Below are 20,339 nucleotides of genomic sequence, written 5' to 3'. Positions count from 1 at the left end.
CTCAGGCCACGCTGTCCAGCTCGGAACTGATCAGCGTACCACGCAGAGAGTGCGGCAACGCTTCAACAATCTCGACATCCGCAAAGTGGCCAATCAGGCGAGGGTCAGCACACTGGAAATTCACTACCCGGTTGCACTCGGTACGCCCTGATAATTGTCCCGGATCTTTCCTGGAGTAACCGGTCACCAGGATCTTCCGGGTGCTGCCAACCAGACGACGGCTGATCTGAATAACCTGCTGATTAATGCGGTTCTGCAAAATCTGCAGGCGCTGTTTCTTCACTTCCTCGGGAACATTGTCTTTCATGTCGGCGGCGGGAGTACCGGGGCGTTTGCTGAAGATAAAACTGAACGAGGCGTCAAAGCCCACTTCCGCAATCAGGTTCATGGTGTCTGCAAAGTCCTGATCGGTTTCTCCCGGGAAGCCGACAATAAAGTCCGAGGAGAGCTTCAGGTCAGGGCGGATAGCCAGCAGCTGTCGTATTTTCTTCAGGTAGTCTGCTGTGGTGTGCTCCCGTTTCATCAGTTGCAGGACCCGGTCAGAACCACTCTGAACCGGCAGGTGCAGATGGCTGACCAGCTCGGGCACTTCGGCGTAGACATTGACCAGGCTGTCGGAAAACTCCAGTGGGTGAGAGGTGGTAAAGCGGATACGGTCAATCCCGTCAATGGCAGCCACCACCGTGATCAATTCCGCCAGGTCACAGACCGTACCATCGTGTTTTTCACCGCGATAGGCGTTGACGTTTTGCCCCAGCAGGTTGATTTCCCGAACGCCTTTTTCCGCCAGGCCATAACATTCAGCAATAACGTCATCCATGGGGCGGCTGATTTCCGCACCACGGGTATAAGGAACGATGCAGTAAGTGCAGTACTTGTCACAGCCTTCCATAATGGAGACAAACGCCGTTGGACCATCCACACTGGGTTCCGGCAAACGGTCAAACTTTTCAATTTCCGGGAAGGTAACGTCCACCACGGGAATATGGTTGGCCTTGCTGGCATCAATCATTTCCGGCAAACGGTGCAGGGTCTGCGGGCCAAACACCACATCAACCTGGGGTGCCCGTTTACGGATCTCATCACCTTCCTGGCTGGCAACGCAGCCGCCAACGCCGATGATCAGGTCCGGGTTTTTCTCTTTCAGTTTTCGCCAGCGACCCAGCTGGTGGAACAGCTTTTCCTGGGCTTTTTCCCGCACGGAGCAGGTGTTTACCAGCAGGACATCCGCCTCTTCCGGATTGTCCGTCAGCTCCAGGGTATGGGTCTCGCCGAGCAGATCAGCCATACGGGCGGAATCGTACTCGTTCATCTGGCAACCATGGGTTTTGATATACAGTTTTTTGCTCATTTCACACTTTACTGGCTTGTGCCGGGAGGCTGTGTGGGAATAGTCCACTCTGCGGGCGCTATTCCCGGACAGCCTCCTGGAGGGCTCAAACCTGCAGCGAGGCTAAGCCTGTTGTTCATAAACCGGGCATTATAGCTACCCTGCACCATGGAGGATAGTCAAGGATGAGCCCGGTTAAACCGTGATTACATAGATTGTATTGTGGTCATTGCAGAGTCCGGGCGTGGGATGACGAATAATCGATCCGGTCAGATTTGTACATTCCAGTGTATTTAGGCAAACCATTGCGGTCAGGCTTTGTGTTATGATCTGCGCCCTGACATCCTATGGTCAGCTCAAGCCGTAAAACGCCTGGGCAGAATTAACGTGGTACTAGAACCTAATGGCGAAAACCCCCATTTTCCGTGTGATTTTTCAAAATCAGGGCGAAGTGTTTGAAATCTACGCCCGACAGATCTTCCAGAGTGAACTCTGGGGTTTCATTGAGGTTGAGGAGTTTGTCTTCGGTGAGCGCAGTCAGCTACTGGTTGACCCGGGCGAAGAGAAACTGAAGGCAGCGTTTGACGGTGTAAAGCGCAGTTACATTCCACTGAATACCATTATTCGTATTGATGAGGTGGAAAAAGAGGGAACTGGCAAGGTATCCGAAGCACAGGGTGATAATGTCCGACCCTTCCCCGTGATGCCCCATATTCCCAGCAGGGACTGAACTTAACCGCTGGTTAGGCAGTCACAGCTCGTATCCATGGCATCAGCACCGTCATCCTTTGGCCTGTGCTGGTAGTGGGGGGATATTATGGATTCACTGTCAGATTCTCTTAAGTCACTGGAAGTTGGCAGTGCTGTCCCAGGGGGCAGTGATGCGATGTCTGCTTTTGGTTCAGCCTCAGCCATCGTGTGGGGACGAGAGCTGGCAGTGGTTAATGTCTCATCACCGGCATGTTCAGGGCTCCCTGATGCTACGTTCCCCGATGCCGCTCCCTGCACCTCTGCAACCGTTGTATCTGATCATGGCCCCGGGCTGTTAATGGGTAACCCTGTTAACAGCGAAAAGAACAACCATTTATCAAGCCGGGAAAAAGTGGTCGCGGTAATGTCCGCCTTTGGTACATCGCACCCCTTCGATAGCCGGGCGATAATGCGCATTTTAGCTGCATGCATTTGTGATGAAGAAGAGCAATTGTCTCCCTTCGTCAGTAATGGTAAGAAATGCAATTTTCTGTTGTCAGGATTTCTGGCTTTGCAATATGCCGGGGAGCCTGAGGCCACTGAACCCATCCTGGCCAAGCTTAAGAATATTGATAAGGATTTTCTCGACCTTTATCTCAGGGCTGTTGAGCTATATTTGCTGATTTCCGGACAGTCACCCTCTTCTATGGATTATGAGCAGGTGCAGGAGCTTTCTCAGTTGGTCCGGGAGACTGAATTTTTTCCCGCCGCCTGGCTGCTGGTGAAGCTGAGTTGTAATACGGATAAGCTCCTGCTGGTTTCACCCTTTCTTATTCCGCGTCTGCTGGTCCCGTTCATGAGTCGGAGCGCTGAAATGATTATGTTGCAACGGACTTTTGCCCGGGAGCTGATGGATGCATTCACTACCCTCCTCAAGCTGACTAACAAAAACTTCAATAGCTGCCTTGAAAAAATGACGCCACGGGACCTTTTTATGATGGATTTGGGCGGGCTGCTAATGGGTGCCAACACCAAGCCTGAGTTCAAAGCATTTGCTGACTATCCGGAAGGGTTGAGACAGATCATTACTTTGGACTGGAGTGACATTATTCGTTCCCGACAGGAAGGTGGCAGGCTCGAACTTCGCTCCAGGCGCAACCGCTATAACCATAATGATCTCAGGCAAGTGTTTGAGGAAACGGGGGCGAAGTTGCGGGTATCGAAAGGCACAATAAATAATCTGCTTGGCGGGGTATTCAAGGATGCTGGCAAGGGGGATACGAAAAGAAGACTGTATAAGTACTTCGAGCAACATCTTGAGACGCAGGAGTCACGCTTTGTCATTGGGCTCATGAAGTTGACCAAAGGGCTAATGTACCTTTGTTCCACAGGGTTTGAAAAACATCCGCTGATCGCCCTTATACATCTGGCTAATGCGGCAGACAGTGGCTTGTCCCCGCTGCTGCTCAAAGATGCGGGTGATATTAACCTGGGTTTTGGCCGGTTTGAAAAGTCCCGGGAACTGTATCAAAAGCTGCGCAGCTTACCCGGTTTGCCAGAGTCCCTCAGGCGAAGGCTGGATTCATTGATTGAAATCTGTGAGTTAAATATTCCTGCCATCACCAGCACTGCAGCGTCAGATGCTGTTAAAACGCCGGTTGTCGTTGAAGCTGGCAGCACGAAAAGCAGGAAAAAAAGAACAACACGTCAGCGCAGCAGGACGGAGTTCAGAGGGGACGTGGTTGCCCCGAAGCAGCGCAGCCCGGATACGGAGCAAACACCTGAAGTCTCCCGGCCGGTTGAGCAGAGGCATTTGCCGTCGGTGTCAGATTTGCCTGAACAATCAGATTCTGACGACCGCAAACATCCGGATAAGCCCCCGGAAGCGGTACAGATAGACCAACTTTCACCGGTTACACCTTTCAGGCCAGCGCCTGAGAAATTGGTCGGGACAACGGCCCCACGGCAGCTGTTTATGCCAAGGGAGGGGCGCTTCAGCGATAGTGATTTGATGGTTCAGAGGTTTGTTCGGGAGATTAATGCCCATCGAAACAAAAGTGATCTTGCCAGTGAGAAGTTGTGTATTGAACAGTGGCTGATGCAGGACCGGGTCTATGGGCGTGTTTGCGAAGATGCGGCCTGGTTCTATTTGCGGCAGTGCATTTTTCCCGAGCAGATGAACGCGGTCATCCTGGTCGGTGACCAACTGAATGATGAGAAGGAGGCAAAATGGCAAATGCTGCACTTTGCCCTGGATTGGGTCTCCCGGGCCATGGCCTGTTACCTGGCACAGCCCATAGAGAAGCGTATCCTCAGTGGCCGGTTGCAGGAGATGTTGATTCAGCGGCACCATCAGAACCCGGAGCAAAAAAAGGACGCTGAGGCCTGCAAGCGCCTGCGATCCGGATGCTCCGGTTTTGGCCATGTTTTTTCTGAGTTGAGTGGCCTGGTCAGCAGCCACAAGCTAAGAAAAGTTTATGATGACAAGGGGCATGAGTTTTTTGCGTTAAAACGCATTGCTGATCCTCTGTATTACCTGGGGGTGTGATATTGCCTAGTACATGGTTTCAAAGAGTTTGACGTGTACAATCTCCGTTCACCCTGAGCGGAGTCGAAGGGTGCTTGGCACGATCTATCAGAGCCCGGAGTTTCCGCCCTTCGATGCTTCGACAAGCTCAGCACTCAGGACGAACGGAGTGCGGAGGCACGACAACCCTTCAAACTCATTGAAACCATGTACTAGGAGCCTGTCCGAGAATAGCGCCCGTAGCGAGGATGGCAGAAAATTGAGGATAAAAATTTCGTTTTTGAGGTGAATGGCGGGGCTATTTGCCGAACAAAACGGAATTTTTAGACCAATTTGCTGCCACCGCAGTAGGGCAGTCTATTCTCGGACAGGCTCCTAGGTTCCCGGCTTGATAAGGCTCAGGCCGATAACTGCTTGTCGTTGTCGTTTTGATACCGGTTTTTAAAGACCAGATACAGTCCACTGCTCAACAGCAGGTTGCCCAGTCCAATCAGGTATCGGAATAAATCCAGCCTCAGATAGCCAGCCAGTGTGCCTTCAGTACCGATGATCAGCGCGCCGGTAAAATAGCTGGTAACAGAAGCGATGATCAGCCACTTCGGACCGGACTCCACCGATGAACGCAATAGCAGAAATGACGCGAAAATCAGCAGCACAGCCATTTGCAGGTCACGGTAAATAATGTCTAAACCGTACCATCGACAGACTTCGTAAACCACGCACACCCCCAATATCAGCCTGCCCCAGGCGGCCCGACTCCAGCTGCTGACGCTAACGCCAAGACAGGTGGCAATGCCGGTCAGAGGCGGCGCAAGAAACATGGCAGCATTCACCAGCATCTCGTGGGGGCCTGACCAGGCACTGGAGATACCATAACGCAGGCTGCCAGTAATGGATGCCAGTGCCATTAGCAGGAATCCCAACAGGGCAGCAGTGGCAGAAAAGCGATGAACGTTAGCGAAACTCTTTTGCTGCGCCATAAGGAAAACAGCAAAAAGGCAGGCAAAGGCCAGCACGGCATCGGAAATAGCCAGAGAACTCATTGTTTGCAAAATTGCTTAACCAGTCATTTAACAAAATACCCAGCGGGAAGCCATTGCCCGTTTACCTTTGATAATACGACCGTTTCTGTAGCGGTGGCTTTATTTTCAAAGCTGGAGTTAAAGGTCAGTATCCGGTACTGGCCGTCCGGTGCCGCTGCCAGCTCATGGTGATCAGTTGATTTGATCAAATGGCGGGCAGTCAGTGTTCCTAACGGGTTCCGGACTGCTTGAACAGAGGTTGCCCACTCATACTCAGTAACCTGTGATTGCAGCAAGGGGGCTGCTGCATTCCAGCCATCCCGATATGCCCTGGCATCAAGAAGTTTCAGCCACTCGGTGGATGTCTCAAGCGAACTGTCAGCATAAACCAGCGTTGAACAGATGCTCATTAAGAACACAGTAACCCATTTCATACAATACTCCGGAGATCAGATTATCCTGAAGGGACTCAGGATAAGCGGGCGAATGCTTTCTCTGCCGCACTCCATGTAGCGTCCAGCTCTGCCTGACCATGGGCTATGGAGATAAATCCTGCCTCAAATGCAGAGGGTGCCAAGTATACGCCATTATCCAGCATGCCATGGAAGAATTTGGCATAGCGCCCGGTGTCACAGGCCATCACTTTGGTGAAGCTGTCTATGGTATTGTCGGCATGATGCTGGTCGGTAAAAAATAGACCAAACATGCCGCCTACCTGGGATGTGGTAAAAGGAATACCGGCGGCTTCTGCTTTTTCTTTGAGACCTTGCAGAAGTACCGCAGTTTTCTCCGTCAGGGATTCATGAAAGCCATGGGTAGACAGGTTTTCCAGTGTGGCCAGACCGGCAGCCATGGCCAGCGGGTTGCCAGAGAGTGTTCCGGCCTGGTAGACAGGACCCAGTGGTGCCAGGTGCTCCATAATCTCCCGGCGACCACCAAAAGCACCCACGGGCAGGCCACCGCCAATAATTTTACCCAGTGTCGTCAGATCCGGCGTTACGCCGTAATAGGCCTGGGCACCACCCAGTGCAACCCGGAAACCGGTCATGACTTCATCAAATATAAGGACAGTGCCGTATTCATCACACAGCTTTCGCAAGCCTTCCAGAAAACCGGGAACGGGTGGAATACAGTTCATGTTGCCAGCCACCGGTTCAATGATGATACAGGCAATGTCATCGCCTACCTGCTGGAAGGTTTCTTCCACCTCAGCCAGGTTGTTATAGGTCAGGGTAATGGTTTTTTCCGCCAGCGCAGCGGGTACTCCCGGTGAATTGGGCACACCCAGGGTCAGGGCACCGGAACCGGCTTTTACCAGCAGTGAGTCGGAGTGGCCGTGGTAGCAGCCTTCAAACTTGACGATTCGGTCGCGACCGGTAAAGCCCCGGGCCAGACGAATGGCACTCATGGTCGCTTCAGTACCGGAGTTGACCATGCGCAGCAGCTCCATGGAAGGCACCATCGTCCGTACCATCTTGGCGAGCCGGGTTTCCAGCTCCGTGGGTGCTCCAAAGCTCATGCCAGCCAGGGCCTGATCACGCACGGCAGCGATCACATCCGGGTGGTTGTGGCCGAGGATCATGGGGCCCCAGGAGCCGATGTAGTCAATGTATTCCCTGCCATCCACATCATAAAGATGCGCGCCACGGGCTTTTTTAAAAAAGATGGGCTTGCCGCCAACTCCTTTAAATGCTCTGACCGGTGAGTTCACTCCCCCGGGGATGACCGTCTGGGCATCGTCAAAAAGTTGTTCAGAACGAGACATGGTGGCAATTCCTTAACATAGGCTGTGCGGCTTAACCCCGAGGTTTTGGCCGCTATTCTTTATTGTGCAACTGTGGAAGGTTAAACAGCTTTACGCTGTGTATCGTTAAACAGAGCTATAAAATTCCGGGCCCGATCCCGGATATTCTGTGCCGCAAACAGGTTATTAACGACGGCAACCATATCAGCACCGGCAGCAATCACCTCAGAAGCATTGTCCGTGGTAATGCCGCCAATGGCGACGATGGGCAGGTCAAACATTTCCCGTGCCCGGGTCAGGATGGCAAGCTCGGCATTTTTAGCATCGGGTTTGGTTCGGGAGGGGAAAAACTTGCCAAAGGCAATATAGTTGGCACCCTGTTCAACAGCCGCTTTTGCCTTTTCCAGAGATCCCTCACAGCTGATGCCGATAATGGCATAATCACCCAGACGGGCTCTGGCATCGGCAATACTGTCATCCTGCTGGCCAAGGTGAACGCCGTCGGCTTCCACATCAAGGGCCAGCTCAATGTCATCGTTGATGATCAGCATGGCCTGGTATTGATGGCAGAGAACCTTCAATGCCCCGGCCTGTCGCAGTCTTTTACCGGAGTCGAGGCTTTTATCGCGGTATTGCAGGATTTTCATACCGCCCATCAGAGCCTGCTCTACCGTTTCGAGCAGTATTCTGTCATCGGGTTGCAGTTGACTATCGGTAATACCGTACAGGCCGTGAAATCTATGCATGGTCCATACCCAATTATTAAATATCCGGCAGATTATACCAGTTTATCGTCCTTGTCTTTAATGGACGTTCATTATTAACCATAAGACCAGTATTCATCATATTCCGTGGAAAAAATGTGTTCTAACAAACATCAGGTTTGCCCGGTAATGCATCAGCATCGATGGCAGCTCTCTCACTTACTGTTGAGCTATCTTCGTCGGCTTCAGGGTGGGCTTCGCCCACTGAGCAGAGAATGCCGGCAACCGTGTTGCCAACAACATTGGTGACCGTACAGCCAGCATCGGTAATCCGGTCAGTTGCCAGAATAATCGCCATGGCTTCAACGGGTAGCCCCATGGTGTGTAACAGTACTCCGGTGGAGACTGCTGCACCGCCGGGTATACCGCCAGTAGCAACGGCCAGAAGGAAGGTGGTGAAGCCCATGGTGCCCATTTCCAGAAGGCTCAGGTCAATATGCCAGGCATTGGCCACAAACAGGGCGGCAACGCTCATATAGATAGCAGAACCGGACATATTAATGGTGGCTCCCAGGGGAACCGTGAAGCCGGCGATATGTGCCGGGACCTGGAACTTTTCGATCAGTGTCTGATAAGTAATGGGGATGGAGGCGTTAGAGCTGGCGGTAGAGAGGGCAAAAATGACCTGTTCACGGGTGTGACGGATAAACACCAGCGGGGAACGTTTAATCACCAGCCCAATCAGCACCGGATAAATAACAAACAGCCAGAGGCACATAATGAGCAGGCAGGTCAGCACATAGGACAGCACACTTAAAATGCTGCTGCCGTTTAATGTGGCAGCCAGTTTGGCGGTCAGAAAGAAAACCCCGATGGGAGCCATGCTCATCACCATGCCAATCAGTTTCATCATCACGCTGTTGGCCAGGGAAATAGCATTGCTGACACTGTGGGTTTCGTGGTTTTCCAGCTTCTTTATGGCAACCCCGGTAATGATTGCCATAAACAGGATTTGCAGAATATTGCCTTCTACCAACGCCTGAAAGGGGTTTACTGGTACCACGTTAATAATCATATTCAGCAGTGAAGGGAGTTCAGACTGGCCAGAGCGAACCAGTTGGTCAACGTGGCCAAGATTGGCTCCGGTACCCGGTGCCACCATCAATGTGATAACAATGGCTGACAGGATGGCAAAAAATGTATTGCCCAGATAGATGCCAAAGGTTTTAACCCCCAGTCTGCCGACCTGGGTGATGTCGTTAATGCTGCATACAGCGTGGGCAATGGAGACAAAAATAAGGGGGACAACCAGCATTTTTATCATTGCCACGAACATCACACCAACGGCATGAAAGAGGCCGCTGACCAGGTATTCCTGGATAATACCTTCGGGAGAGGCAGCCAGCTGGATAATGATGCCAGTGGCCATTCCCAGTATCAGGGCAATCAGTATTTGAGGGGCTAAATTTTTCTGCATCATACATTCTCCTTTCAATATGAAAGTGAAACGGCTCCGCTGACTTTTGCCCCCTTACTTATTTGGAACGCTTTATCAGTAACAAGTTCCCGACAAAGATGAAAAAATGCTATTTCTTTATGGTAAATCCTTATTTTAGTTGAAAATTATCGGATTTCCTGAAGCCGTGATCAGGGCCGGATTTGTGCAATTGAAGGCATAACCAGCTAGTTTCAGGCGAGTAGGGGGGCTTTTGATGTCCCCCGGAAAAGTATTTCAGCCATTATTCGCTGCTAATGTTGCCAAAGCACTTTTGTTAAAGTTTTGGAGGCCAGGCATGTTGTCACCATGCCTGGATATCAGCGCTGAGGTTTCGCAAGCCCTGGCCTGAGAATGTTGAAACGGCTTATGCCGTGGAGAAAATCATCCGTGATGCTGATGCTGATGCTGATGCTGATGCTAATGCTGTGCCTGCTACCATGGCTATTTTGTACTATCGGATGACATCATTCCTGTCAGCGGCAGACATTGACTTCCCTGTCGCGTGATTACCAGACTTCCGGCTTATTCATCGCCTCGACACAGTGTGGTTTGCCAGCGATTGGCTCAATCTCCTTACTAACCAGCGACTGGCCTAACCAACCTTCCGGATGGGACAACGGCAGAGGTGCTTTGATCACGGTTTCACTGACAGGCGCAAAACCTGTTCGACAGTAGTAACCAGGATCACCGTAGGTGAATACCAACTCTGTGCCATTGTCTTTTAATGCGCGCAGGCCAAAGTGGATCAATGTCTGACCGGTACCTTTACCCTGGTAATCAGTGCCGACAGCAACCGGCGACAGTAGAAAAGCATCAATACCACTGTCAAAAGTTAACCGGGAAAAGATAATGCAGCCGACAATCTGTTTGCCATGTGGTCGGCTATGATCCAGAGCAACAAAAACAAAAAGGTCATTGTCGTCTGTTGTCTTCATTACCTCATAAGCGAGGTTGCCGACTATTGCTCCTTCCGTCTCACTTTCCGAGTCAGTAAATGTCCTGGTAAAGAGATGTCTGATCTCGTCAATGTCACCCGGATGGTAAACTGAAAACTCCACAATGCCTCCAAATTAATTACAGTCTGTCTCTTGTGCTACTCTGAGACTTTCGTGATCCTGAGGAAAAGAATAATGAACATAAGCATTTCTTATACGCCTGCTACTTCCGGGCAGCAAGCTGAAACACCTAACCTGGTAAAAGCACTTACAGGCTATGGGGTGTTCGCAGGGTTTCTTATTTGCATTAAAAAAGTCCAGGATCCAGGATTGGTGACGTTGGCTGCTTCCAGTGCGGTTGGCGCAGGCCTGGGTTACTTATGTGGGTATTCAATCCACCATTCATTATTGGCGGTTGTCGATGGTGTGCGAAATGTTACCAATGGTTTGAATGCGTTGTTCCCGGGTGCAGATAATCACACTGTTACTCCCACAGCAGCCTCAATCAATCAGTGGTTGGAAACCAACGATCAGGATAATAACGTCAGGTTATCTAATAATCCCGGCAACGACGTTGCCCGCCAGACATTGAGTCGACGGCACAGTGTTTAACGGTTGTGTCACATCCTGAAGGCACTGGTATGTCTTTCCCGGGCAGAGAGTGTGCATTGCAGGGGTGTCAGGCCTTTTTTGCATTAATGTTCTACAGCGTTGCAACTATTTTTTCGCACAGCTTTTTTAAAGTGATTAATTCATCAAGGTCAAGCTGGATTTTACATTTCATTTGAGCAGGCACCTGCAACGCCTCTTTTTTTAATCCGGTTCCTTCCTCAGTCAGTTTTAACACGCGCACGCGTTCGTCCTGCTCACTGCGTCCACGTTCAACCAAGCCCTTGCCCTCCAGTCGCTTCAAAAGAGGGGTTAATGTGCCAGAATCCAGATGCAGTCTTGCGCCAATATCCTTGACACTGATGCCATCATTTTCCCACAACACCATCATCACCAGATATTGGGCATACGTCAGATCCAGCTTATCCAGTAATGGACGATAAGTCCGAACCACGGCGTTTGATGCACTATAAAGCGGAAAACACACCTGATGATCGAGCAACATGTGCTCTTCCGCAGAGAGTTGAGTTTTCTGTTCACAGAGAGCCATCAGTCGCACCCATAAAATAAATTGCACACAATATACTTGTCTTTCGCTCTTTTTTAGATAAAATATTGCCAACAATTAAGTTGTTTGCAATATAAATAGCAAAGGATATTACCATGACTTCTATCTACAAAACTCAGGCAACTGCTCTGGCTGGTCGTAACGGGCAGGTAAAAACAGACGATGGTATATTAAGTCTGGAGCTGTCCTACCCAAAAGAAATGGGTGGTACTGGTGCGGCGACGAATCCTGAGCAGCTGTTTGCTGCGGGTTACGCTGCCTGCTTCTCAAACGCCATTCTTCATGTTGCCCGTGAAAGCAAGGTGGCTTTGCAAGCTGCCCCGGTCACATCCGAAGTGGGCATTGGCCCGAATGGCAGCGGTGGCTTTGCACTCACTGTCAGTCTGACAGTAAACCTGGATTTACCCCGGGAGCAGTCTTTGGAACTGGTTCGGGTTGCACATCAGGTGTGTCCATACTCTAATGCCGTCCGTGGCAACATTGATGTTCAGATATCCGTCAATGGTCAGCTTATTTGATCCGGAAATGCACGCCTGAAAATTGTTTTGATGGGACGTAATGATGCATGCAAAAGCGGGCATCATTACTTTTCAATGCAGCCTCCTGGAGTCGGATGTTTTATCCATATTCCGGATGAAGCATCATGCAACCATACAACCATGAATATGTCATAATTCAAGTATCAATCAAATAAAGATGACAAATTCATGAATTCATTAAATGTTACGGCTAACCGGCCCGGCTCAAAAGTTGAACTTATCGCTCAATTTTTAGCAACCAAGGCCATTGCCGGGCAAACCGCATCGGTTTCAACATCTTTTAACCGACAGGTAAGAGTTCAAGACAAGCCTTTTTACTCTGGCATAAAACGTCAGCCCGGCGAAGAAAAGCGTGTGACTCAAGACTTCAGCGAGAAAATATGCACATTAACCACCCGTGCAAACCAGTTTTCTGGCAGACAGGGTCAACTGTTTTCAGGACCGGGTCAGAACAGTCAACGCTACGGGTTTTACCCCTTGGCTGAATGTTATGGGCAAAACTCACAGACCAGTGAACAGGAGTACCAGCCGCCCAGTAAAGTAGCCCTGCCATTAAAAGAAAGAAAAACTTATCGATGTAGATGGGATGGTTGTGGTAAAACATTTACTCGAAGCAATAATATGAAAATACACCAACTTACTCATCAAGGGCTGAAGCCGTTTAAATGTGATTTTGCCGGTTGCAGCAAAGCATTTACCAGGAATTATGATCTGAAATCACACCAATCCGTTCATACAGGGCATAAGCCGTATAAATGTGATTTTGAGGGTTGCATAAAAGCATTTGCCAAGAAGCATGATCTAAAAATACACAAGCGCATTCATACGGGTGAGAAACCACATAAATGTGAGTATGTGGGTTGCAATAAGAAGTTTGCCACAAGGCAAAATCTGAAAGTACACCAATGCCTTCATACGGGTGAGAGACCATATAAATGTGAGTTTGTGGATTGCGGCAGGAGATTTATCACAAGGAAAAATATGAAATTACATGAGCGTCATCATTTAAATAAGAATTCGTGAACTTGGTAAGAGGTTTGCCATGGAGCCAAATCTAAAATAACACTAATGGATTTATAAGGATCAGTCATCATAATACTTCCCGGGTAAAGTCGTTCCAGTCGATCTTTGGTGTACGCCATTTATATTTTGTATCAGAGCCATGGTTCTCTGAAGCCCAGGTGTCGTATTTCAGGGCACAATCATGCAAGTTAGTAATAGTGTCTGGAATCACCTTGCCCAAGAGATTGTTAACCAGCCACGCCGGTATGAAACCCTTTGGATCAGAGTGCGAGATAAATATCAGTTTAGTCCCGCCACAATGGGTCGGTATCATGTAATACCCAGTGATAAATGAGCGAGCCCTCACAAATCCTTCCCGCTCAGGACAGTCTGTATGGTCCACGCTGTGGTTCATAATGATATACTCACCGTTGGTAAACTCCATCCAGGAGCGCATGTTGCAGAAATCACGTTTCGAGATCGGCCAAAGGGGTTGCACTGCGTAGTATCCAATGTCATTCCGGGGATCCAGCTGGCAGATGTTGCGCCCCTCAACCATCTTCTTGTCCCAGGTTTTGCGGTAGTCTGCATCATGCAGTGTGTTGAACAGCGTTTCGGGATTAATATCCTCCCACTGGACAGTTGCACGGACAATGTTGAATCCGGTGCCTTTCTCACCAGGCTTCAGATCCTCTGGCCTGGACTCCACGAGAAGAGCTTTCTGGCTATCCTCATAGACTTTTGTCCACTTGCCATCCTGGCTCCCGGCGAAGTCACGCAGTTTAACGAAGTCGGGCAGTTGCATCAGCTTGTACCTCTGCCCCTTTGATTCAACAAAGACAGGGGTAACCGGACACCTTGCAGCGTTCCCATCCGGGGAATGTGTTACCTGAAAGCTTTGTGATATTTGCCTGTCTTCTAATGGCTTTGTTGCTGATGTTGTTGCTGGTTCCTGCTTGCCCCCCTCAGGTAAGGCTTGAATAGAGTGGGCTACATTCTCTTCTACAGAAACTGAATTAGTATGCCATGTACCAACATCATTCTGACGCTGGGACCCTGGCCTGCTAATTGATCTACTACTGTATTGATCAAATTGAGGATTACCTTGACATGCTCGCATTTTGTAATCGGATAGTCTTAATCAACTCGCACAATGTCACTATAAAAGCCCAGTAATAATAAATGTCAAGTCGAGTATTGTCGGTTTTATCTGCCCTGGTTGTCAGAGCAATCGTTTTCAGCCTCCTGGCATTAATTACTTAAAACCAATTGATGTTTGCGATCTTGTGCCTCTTTTATGGCCAGTGCCTCAGGGTAGTTGCTGGTATCGCAGGGAATGTTAAACCGGTCTTCCAGGATCTGACACACTTGTTCTGCAATGGCATAATGGGCCTCTGCACTCGGATGCACACTGTCGCTGTAAAATGCTGTTTTGCCCGGAGCTATCTGAGACAAATGATTGCGGACGGGGTGCCAGCTGTCATCAAATGCCGCATTGTTTAGCAGTTCCCGGGTAATAATGTTGCGCTGCTGTTCAGCCTCTTTTCGCTTTTGTGCAATAAGGGCCCGGCGATCTAATTCAACCTCTCCATCGTCATCTATACCCGGTATCGGAATATTCAGAATAGGGTGCACAAAATCCCATTGAGGATCTTGTCGCAGAACTTCAAACACTTCTTCACCATCAATTTTCATGACACGATAACCAGAGTGCTGAGGAAATGCTTTCCTTAGCAGGTTGATTCTCATACTCAGGCTGGCATTGTATACCCGCCATTTTTCATGCAGCTCCTGTCGTTCGGGGGCGTTAAGAAACCTGGGCGTGGAAGTGATATCGGGCAGTGAAAACACGATAACCCGCTGAGCACCAGCTTGCAGCACATTGTAAATATCCTGTGCCTGTTCCTGGGCAATATCGTCAGGTTCCTGCCAGTTATTCAGGAAATCATTACCGCCATTAAAAAAGACCACCAGGGTGTCCGGCAGGATCAGTGGGCTGGAAGTGTCTTTACCGACCTTGCCATTGCGCTCATTCAGATAGGACTGCACAATCAGACCCTCGCAAGGGGGTATAAGGCTGCCCTGAAAGAGCGTGACAACAGCATCCATGACCCCCTCCACAGAACTCAGGAAGGCACCGGGTCTGCCCAGCTTACTTTCAGCACAGAGTATCCAGCTGCCTGCCATGGCCCGGTTGTCAAGGTTCACTTTGTGCTGATTCGGGTATGACATCATTCTGACCAGCACCTCGGGCCACATCAAATCCATCTCTCTGCCGGTGGTCCACTTCCCTTCTTCGTAGTGCTGGCTGTCCGGCAGGAGAGGGATCTGGTCTGCAAACTGGCTGGTGGTTGACAGTAAGGTCTCTTCAGCCATGGCAGGAATCATAGAGAACAGGTCTGACCTGATAATTTCACCCAGGGCCTCGGTCTTATTGGCCAGAAGTCTGCTGATACTTTTGATGGAGGGCATCTGACGGGCAATATAGGAATGCTGAATAGTGCGGAGAAAACGGGTGGTGCGTTGTACCGCCCCCAGCAGTGGACTGTCCAGCTTCTGTTCCATGTATTCAAGGCCTGCCAGTATGTTCGTCAGCAGTGATTCCAGCTGGTTCACGGCATGCTCTTCCAACCCGGTCATTAGCCGCCGGATAAAGCTTTGTTCCCGTTTTTCTGCCTGAAGTTCTATCCGATAAAGTGCAAATGTTTGTTTAATATTCCGGATGCTGCTGGCGCGGGAGAAGAACTGGCTCAGATCAATGGGTGGCTCTTCGACCATCGGGTTGAAATCCCCCCTCAGGGTTTTCAGCAGATTGAAGGTAGAAAGCGCTGAATCAGGTGTATGAAAATCATCACCATGACTGTCTGAGAGGCTGTCCCCAAATACCAGTAAGGTATGGGGGCTCCATGGCTCAGGTTTGATTACTACAGGACTGCTTATATTCGGCTCATGGTGCGCACTGGTTTGCAGGGAAAACAAAACCAGGCAGCAGGGGATCAGTGTATACCAACAGGTTTTCATGGTCTGGCCCTGACTGAACTACTTACCCATGTTCCTCAATTTTAACCCAGTTATCATGATTTACAGGCTGAATCTGATGGCAGTTTTTTATATGAGTATATAAGTTAGAAGATTGAGAAAAAGATTTAACGCATATCAGGCAAAGATATGGTTTAACCCCAGAGTGGACATTGGCATGTCTTTTTAAACCAGATTTTTGAGTAAACCGTTTTTTACATACGTGGCATTTATAGTTTTTTGTAATCAGGTGAATCGATCTCTCGTGTAGGCAACGTTTATAATCAAATTTGAATGTTTCACCACACCCTTTACGGCTACATGTAAATTTTTTACCCTTGGAGTCTTTTGCCGCTGGATTGCGTCTGGATAACCTTTCCGACTGGTTAGTTAAATTGTCTGGCTGAGGGGAAGCTAAAGAAACAGGAATTTGTTGATAAAAGGCAGGGCGTGATTGATCATTGGCCTGAGTATGGGCGACAGGAGCCAAGCCAAGGAGGCCGCAAAAACAGATTTGTCGTAAATTATTGTTATTGCTCAACATGGGATGACTGAATTACTCAATAATACTTATGATTACTGATCACTTCTCTTTATAAAAGTTCCTTCATGACAGGCCCTAAGCCCAAGGATGTGTGAGGCTCCATGAGCTGAAATCATTCGTTGAAAGCAGGTTCGGCTCCTGCCCGGTAAAGACTCATCCCATGCCGTAAGCGAGTATTTCTTAGTCAGAAATATATGATTTCATTTGGTTAACTACTTACCTCTTTCAGGGCATAGAGGTAGATTCAAGCCCATTATTTTTTGCTTTATTCCTTACCAGGGCGGCAGCTTGCTTACCAGCGATTTTTGCTTGTTCTTTATCACCGGTCTTCCTGAGAACTTTGTAGTAAGCCTGAATATAAGCCTTCCGTTGCCCGGTCTTTTCGTAAGCCCTCTTGGCAGCCTTCCCTTTCTCGGACTGCAGGTAAGTCTTCGTGACAGCCTTCCCTTTCTCGGACTGCTGGTAAGTCCTCTTGACAGCCTTCCCTCTCTCAGACTGCTGGTAAGCCTTCTTGACAGCCTTCCCTTTCTCGGATTGTCTGTAAGCTCTCTGGTAATCCTTTCCTTTTTTGGACAATGCGTGAGCTTTCCTGGCAGCCTTCCCTTTCTCGGAATCAAGATAAGCCTTCCGGTGAGCCTTTCCTTTTTCGGACTGCTCGTAAGCCTTCTTGACAGCCTTCCCTCTCTCAGACTGCTGGTAAGCCTTCCTGACAGCCTTCCCTTTCTCGGACTGCTCGTAAGCCTTCCAGCGATCCTTCTCTTTCTCGGACTGTGCCCGGGCTTTGGCAACCTTGATTTTCCCGGATTGCTCATGAGGTACAGTGAGCGCGAGGGGCCGAGGTTCATCAGAACCGGACGATTCATGTGCTTTAAACTGACTGGTTTCAATGGTAACTTGCTCTTGAGGGTCTTTATGTAACGGATCAACTTTAGCAACTGGACGTAATGATGGCTGAGAAAAAACAGTTAATGAATTTTCCGGAGGTAACTTATGGGTTATTTGCTCAAAATTTGTTGTGGATGGTAAATGAGAAATTGAAAAATCACTCAGTGAATGTGGAGTCGGCAGTGTGTCCAGATCTATTGCATCCTGATTTAAATACCCATCATAGAAGGAGTCAGATGTATGTATAGAGTGGCCAGCCATAGTTGGCTGTGTATCGACAGGATCATTTGGTATTGAGTGTGCATCCAGAAACGCCTGTAACCATGAGTAGTCAGAAGTGAAAATTGAGTCTGAATCGGGTATGTACATTGAATTAGTGAATTAGTGAATTAGTGAATTATTGATATATTGAATTAAAGCTTAAGACCTCTCATTCTTTATAAAAGTTCCCTTCAGATTAAAGCTGTTTGCTATTTGTGTCAAAAATGCATAAATAATTGATATGGATATCAGCAATAACGATGTAAAATGCCTTGAAAGCGGGCATGGGAGAAATAGAGGTTGATTTAATCTTATTATTTTTTTTTATTCGATTCTTTTATAAAGTCGGCAACTTGATTAGCAGCGATTCTTGCTTGTTCTTTATCACCGGTCTTCCTGAGAACTTTGTAGTAAGCCTTAACATAAGCCTTCCGTTTCTCCAACTGTGCATAAGCCTTCAGCGAAGCCTTACCTTTCTCGGACTGTGCCCAGGCGCGTTTGGAAGCCTTCCCTTGCTCGGACTGTGCCCAGGCTCGTTTGGAAGCTTTTCGCTTCTCGGGCTGTGCCCGGGCTCGTGTGGAAACTGTCGATTTCCCCGACTGCCCGTGAGCTTCTGCAAGCGAGAAGGGCACAGTTGCAACAAAACGGGGTGATTCAGGAGCTTTAAACTCAATAGTTTCAGTGGTAACTTGCGCTTGTGTGTCTTTATTGAACAGACCATCAATAGTAACTGTACGTAATGATGGCTGAGAAAAAACTGGCTGATGAATTTTCCTGGGGGAATGTCTGACCGAAGACAGAATCAGGCAATCCATCAATAATATGGTTACTGGCAGATTCCCTGATGATACTCCTGAAAGGAGAGAACGGCTGGTTCAGACACTGGCGGAGGTTATCAGTACATTTCCAGTCGACTCTTCGGGCACAGCGGTTTGTGGGGAAGCCATCGTGTAATGCATTGCCGCTGTCACGGGTAATAACACCCACCGAGCAAACGCAAACCCGATGCCCCGGTAACCGCAGGCAGGTTGCCGGGTAGCTGCAACATATTCTGTCTTGCTAACCAGGCAAAGGCGATCGCTTCTACCCACTGAGGATCAACACCAAGCTCCGAGGTTGATCCCAGCTTTATGCCGGGCATTTCTTCTTTCAGCATTGCCATCAGGGTGTTGTTATTGGCACCACCTCCACAGGTAAACACTTCATCGGTATCGGGGGCATGCTGCTGTACGGCATCGGCAATGCAACGAGCGGTTAAGCGACAGAGGGTTGCCTGTATGGTGGACGGGGACAGCCCACGAAAGCCTTCGAGCATTGCGTTGAGCCAGGCAGGGTTAAACAGTTCCCGGCCGGTACTTTTGGGAGCGGGTAACCGGAAAAAGGGATCGCTTAACATGGTTTCCAGCAGGATCGGGTCATGGGGCTCCCGGGCAGCCTGAAAGCCATCCTTATCATAAGGTTGCCCCCACTGCTGTTGGCACCAATAGTCCATTAAAAGGTTCCCGGGACCGGTATCAAAGCCGGTTACCGGTTTTTGCTCACCGTTTTCAGCAGGCAAGATCGATATATTGCTGATACCGCCAATGTTGACGATTACCCGGTGGCCGGTTTCGCTGGTAAAAACCGCACGGTGAAAGGCCGGTACCAGTGGGGCTCCCTGACCACCGGCGGCCATATCCCGGCGTCTGAAGTCGGCAATAACGGTAATGCCGGTTTGCTCTGCCAGGATATTAGGGTCACCGACCTGCAGGGTGTAGCCTGACTCGGGTAGGTGTCTGATGGTCTGGCCATGACTGCCAATGGCCTTGATTTGATCAGCACTCAGTCCTGCTTTGTTCAGCAGCGCATTGACCGTTTCTGCAGCGACATAAGCAATGGCCGGGTCCACTTCCGCCAGCAGACGGATTTCATCATGACCCGGCTGGCAGAGCTGTTGAATTTTTTGCTTCAGCTCAGTGGGCCACTCAGTACTGTGGTGGGCCAGGAGTGTTGGACTCTTTCCAGCAAAGTGAACAGCGGCAGCATCCATGGCGTCCAGGCTGGTACCTGACATAAGCCCTATATAGATATCAGACATGGTTCGCCTCTGGAAGGAAGGTTTATCGGGACATTATTGTTAACCACAAATACTCATGACGATTGTTCGTCACCCTCTGGTATGAAAGATTTGCCACGGAGGCACGGAGACACAGAGGTAAAACTTTATCTTGTCTCCGTGCCTCTGTGTCTCCGTGGCAATTTTTCTTTCACGGCAAAGACAGTGAGGCGCAAAGTAAACAACCAGATTGCTTTGCGCCTTACGTGCCCACATTAAGTAGCTAACCATATGAAATCATATATTTCTGACTCCTTGTTCAGGCACTCTGCTTCGTTACAACTCCGGTCACATAGCTACGGCTATGCTCCCTCCGTTGTGCCTCGCATAGCACCTGCCCAAGTAGCCAGAAATATATGATTCCATAT

General features: G+C 49.3%; 20 protein-coding genes. 6 read left to right on the top strand and 14 right to left on the bottom strand.

Translation table 11 applies throughout. The annotated features are described in order from the left end of the window. Position 1: 1 nt before the first annotated feature. On the bottom strand, positions 2-1,351 hold the full coding sequence (gene miaB / locus CX664_RS04540) for a tRNA (N6-isopentenyl adenosine(37)-C2)-methylthiotransferase MiaB (RefSeq protein WP_101745585.1): 1,350 nt from the start codon (positions 1,349-1,351) through the stop codon (positions 2-4). 382 nt (positions 1,352-1,733) lie between these two features. Here miaB and CX664_RS04535 point away from each other — a divergent pair, with 382 nt between their 5' ends. Next, complete coding sequence (locus tag CX664_RS04535) at positions 1,734-2,060, top strand: DUF1820 family protein (RefSeq protein WP_101745584.1); 327 nt, start codon at positions 1,734-1,736, stop codon at positions 2,058-2,060. Positions 2,061-2,147: 87 nt separating this feature from the next. Continuing rightward, entirely contained in the window at positions 2,148-4,568 is a 2,421-nt protein-coding gene (locus tag CX664_RS04530) for a hypothetical protein (protein WP_101745583.1), read from the top strand. Between the two features lie 377 nt (positions 4,569-4,945). Here CX664_RS04530 and CX664_RS04525 read toward each other — a convergent pair whose 3' ends face one another. From CX664_RS04525 to CX664_RS04505, 5 genes are all read right to left on the bottom strand, one after another. Beyond that, positions 4,946-5,590, bottom strand: coding sequence for a hypothetical protein (locus tag CX664_RS04525; RefSeq protein WP_101745582.1), 645 nt, complete (start codon positions 5,588-5,590; stop codon positions 4,946-4,948). Between the two features lie 23 nt (positions 5,591-5,613). Then, positions 5,614-6,003 (bottom strand): DUF4019 domain-containing protein, encoded by a 390-nt coding sequence (locus CX664_RS04520; RefSeq protein ID WP_101745581.1) that lies wholly within the window; start codon positions 6,001-6,003, stop codon positions 5,614-5,616. 35 nt (positions 6,004-6,038) lie between these two features. Then, the gene (hemL, locus tag CX664_RS04515; RefSeq protein WP_101745580.1) at positions 6,039-7,334 is read right to left on the bottom strand and encodes a glutamate-1-semialdehyde 2,1-aminomutase; all 1,296 of its coding nucleotides are present in this window, start codon (positions 7,332-7,334) and stop codon (positions 6,039-6,041) included. An 80-nt stretch (positions 7,335-7,414) separates the two neighbouring features. Continuing rightward, positions 7,415-8,059: a thiamine phosphate synthase gene (thiE, locus tag CX664_RS04510; RefSeq protein ID WP_101745579.1), complete on the bottom strand. Its 645-nt coding sequence runs from the start codon at positions 8,057-8,059 to the stop codon at positions 7,415-7,417. A gap of 121 nt (positions 8,060-8,180) precedes the next feature. Continuing rightward, positions 8,181-9,497, bottom strand: coding sequence for a dicarboxylate/amino acid:cation symporter (locus CX664_RS04505; protein WP_241698166.1), 1,317 nt, complete (start codon positions 9,495-9,497; stop codon positions 8,181-8,183). 389 nt (positions 9,498-9,886) lie between these two features. On the opposite strand from CX664_RS04505, the gene CX664_RS27725 reads away from it, so the two are divergent. Beyond that, positions 9,887-10,021 carry a hypothetical protein gene (locus CX664_RS27725; protein ID WP_276328470.1) on the top strand — a complete coding sequence of 45 codons (135 nt, stop codon included), beginning with the start codon at positions 9,887-9,889 and terminating at the stop codon, positions 10,019-10,021. Here CX664_RS27725 and CX664_RS04500 read toward each other — a convergent pair whose 3' ends face one another. Further along, positions 10,022-10,573, bottom strand: a complete 552-nt coding sequence (locus tag CX664_RS04500; protein ID WP_101745578.1) for a GNAT family N-acetyltransferase — start codon at positions 10,571-10,573, stop codon at positions 10,022-10,024. A 72-nt stretch (positions 10,574-10,645) separates the two neighbouring features. Here CX664_RS04500 and CX664_RS04495 point away from each other — a divergent pair, with 72 nt between their 5' ends. Then, the gene (locus CX664_RS04495; protein WP_101745577.1) at positions 10,646-11,062 is read left to right on the top strand and encodes a hypothetical protein; all 417 of its coding nucleotides are present in this window, start codon (positions 10,646-10,648) and stop codon (positions 11,060-11,062) included. 91 nt (positions 11,063-11,153) lie between these two features. Here CX664_RS04495 and ohrR read toward each other — a convergent pair whose 3' ends face one another. Further along, positions 11,154-11,564 carry a transcriptional regulator OhrR gene (ohrR, locus tag CX664_RS04490; RefSeq protein WP_276328469.1) on the bottom strand — a complete coding sequence of 137 codons (411 nt, stop codon included), beginning with the start codon at positions 11,562-11,564 and terminating at the stop codon, positions 11,154-11,156. 158 nt (positions 11,565-11,722) lie between these two features. Between ohrR and ohr the strand changes: the two genes are divergently transcribed. Continuing rightward, positions 11,723-12,145, top strand: a complete 423-nt coding sequence (ohr, locus tag CX664_RS04485) for an organic hydroperoxide reductase Ohr (protein WP_101745575.1) — start codon at positions 11,723-11,725, stop codon at positions 12,143-12,145. A gap of 189 nt (positions 12,146-12,334) precedes the next feature. Continuing rightward, positions 12,335-13,189 (top strand): C2H2-type zinc finger protein, encoded by an 855-nt coding sequence (locus CX664_RS04480; RefSeq protein WP_101745574.1) that lies wholly within the window; start codon positions 12,335-12,337, stop codon positions 13,187-13,189. 67 nt (positions 13,190-13,256) lie between these two features. On the opposite strand, the gene CX664_RS04475 is transcribed toward CX664_RS04480, so the two are convergent. The 6 genes from CX664_RS04475 to CX664_RS04455 form a co-directional block, all read right to left on the bottom strand. Beyond that, the gene (locus CX664_RS04475; protein ID WP_163371228.1) at positions 13,257-13,973 is read right to left on the bottom strand and encodes an START domain-containing protein; all 717 of its coding nucleotides are present in this window, start codon (positions 13,971-13,973) and stop codon (positions 13,257-13,259) included. Between the two features lie 446 nt (positions 13,974-14,419). Further along, positions 14,420-16,189, bottom strand: coding sequence for an SGNH/GDSL hydrolase family protein (locus tag CX664_RS04470; RefSeq protein ID WP_101745572.1), 1,770 nt, complete (start codon positions 16,187-16,189; stop codon positions 14,420-14,422). 22 nt (positions 16,190-16,211) lie between these two features. Continuing rightward, on the bottom strand, positions 16,212-16,676 hold the full coding sequence (locus tag CX664_RS25545; RefSeq protein ID WP_180966373.1) for a C2H2-type zinc finger protein: 465 nt from the start codon (positions 16,674-16,676) through the stop codon (positions 16,212-16,214). Positions 16,677-16,955: 279 nt separating this feature from the next. Next, complete coding sequence (locus tag CX664_RS04465; RefSeq protein ID WP_145999816.1) at positions 16,956-17,984, bottom strand: hypothetical protein; 1,029 nt, start codon at positions 17,982-17,984, stop codon at positions 16,956-16,958. Between the two features lie 206 nt (positions 17,985-18,190). Continuing rightward, positions 18,191-18,691, bottom strand: coding sequence for a hypothetical protein (locus tag CX664_RS04460; RefSeq protein WP_101745570.1), 501 nt, complete (start codon positions 18,689-18,691; stop codon positions 18,191-18,193). 152 nt (positions 18,692-18,843) lie between these two features. Next, a complete protein-coding gene (locus tag CX664_RS04455) occupies positions 18,844-19,953 on the bottom strand; it encodes an anhydro-N-acetylmuramic acid kinase (protein WP_101745569.1) in 1,110 nt (369 codons plus the stop codon). Between the last annotated feature and the right edge of the window lie 386 nt (positions 19,954-20,339).

Source organism: Endozoicomonas acroporae, assembly GCF_002864045.1.
Classification (GTDB): Bacteria; Pseudomonadota; Gammaproteobacteria; order Pseudomonadales; family Endozoicomonadaceae; genus Endozoicomonas; species Endozoicomonas acroporae.
The sequence above is the reverse complement of the archived record's forward strand: the minus strand, read 5'-3'. Positions and strand labels throughout refer to the sequence as shown.